2 protein-coding genes are annotated in these 1,408 nt (G+C 61.4%); both read left to right on the top strand.

All coding sequences use genetic code 11. The features are described 5' to 3' along the window. Positions 1-1,105, top strand: a 1,105-nt coding sequence (locus tag D7S89_RS27620; RefSeq protein WP_183085363.1) for a hypothetical protein, incomplete at its 5' end; no start/stop codon positions are given. Further along, positions 1,074-1,408: LysM peptidoglycan-binding domain-containing protein (locus D7S89_RS28215; RefSeq protein WP_281273195.1), on the top strand; the 335-nt coding region annotated here is incomplete at its 3' end. The genes D7S89_RS27620 and D7S89_RS28215, both read left to right, overlap by 32 nt.

Raw genomic sequence — 1,408 nt, 5'->3', positions numbered from 1 at the left:
CAGCACCAATCGGGTCTATTACCAGATGGCCGACATCACCTACGACGAGTTGAATCGCGTCGCCGAGGTCGACAGTCCAGGGGTAAAGATCAACTATGAGTACGACGCCAATGGCAACCGGCGCAGGGTGCTGAGTGCCTACACCGACATCAACGGTGCCCCGCAGGTGCAGGACTACTGGTACAAATACGATAGCCAGAATCGCTTCGTGTTGACAATGGGGGCCAAGGGGATGGGCCTGGGCGCAAGCGGGGTGGCGATTACCTACGACGCTGCCGGCGAACGCACCGGTGCGGCTTATGCCGACGGTCACACCGAAAGTTACGCGTATAACGCGGACGGGTATCTGACCGATGTTTACATCAGCCAGGACGGCAAGGACGCGGACAAGGTGTTGCGGGCCCATCGTGTGTCCGATGCGCTTGGCCGGGTGACGGAATACTTCGAATATGCCAGTGACGGTAAGACGATCACGAAGGCCGACACGAGCGTATTCGATGACGACAATCGCCTGACGAAGGACACGCAGGTGCTCGCACCTGCCGGGCAGACATCGCATACCGTCACGCTCACCTACGACTATCGGCTGGACGACGGTCATGGCAACTACACGGGGGCCGATCAGGGCGTGGTGACGCACACGCAGCAGCGCGATACGGCCAGTCCCAGCGTGATCGACACGGCGACGGGCTACGTCTGGTGGGACCAGGCCGAGCAAAGCAGGATCCAGGTGCGCGGGAGCGACCCGACCAATCCGAACGCGTGGCTCTGGGGAACCGGGATGTCGGAGTTCCGCTACGACGTGAACGGCCACCTGCAGCAGGTCATTGCTCACGGAACGGACAATCAGAGCAGGCTGTCCACCGATACCTCGGCAGACCGCGCGATCACCTATATCAACGATGCGCATGGGCAGGTGCTGCAGCGCGACGACGTCGGGCTAGGCGGTGCCCTGACGGTGACGGAGCGGTACTACTATCTGGACGGCAATCGGATTGGCGATGTCAGCAACAATGGTCCTGCCACGGTTTCGTACGCGGAAGGCGTTTGGGCAGTTCCGCTACGGACACGTGGTGACATCGGCCGACTTCGACCAGAACTATGAACCGATCAACGCGGAATATCCGGGCAAATCTCCGCTCCGTTATACGGTTCACGACGGCGACACGCTGAGCACGATTGCGCGTGCGCTGTGGGGCGATGCCTCGCTGTGGTACCTGATCGCCGATGCCAACGGCTTGACGAGCGACAACCATCTGAGCGCGGGCCAGGTGTTGTCGATCCCGAACAAGGTCACCAATTTCCACAACAACGCGTCGACGTTCAAGGTCTACAACCCTGGGGAGGCGATCGGCGATGCGATGCCGACGTTGCCGCCAGAGCCTATGCCGCCGCCGCCGCCGATGCC

The organism is Trinickia fusca (assembly GCF_003628145.1).
GTDB lineage: Bacteria > Pseudomonadota > Gammaproteobacteria > Burkholderiales > Burkholderiaceae > Trinickia > Trinickia fusca.
Note: the sequence above shows the minus strand (reverse complement) of the source record. Positions and strands in the feature narration are given on the sequence as shown.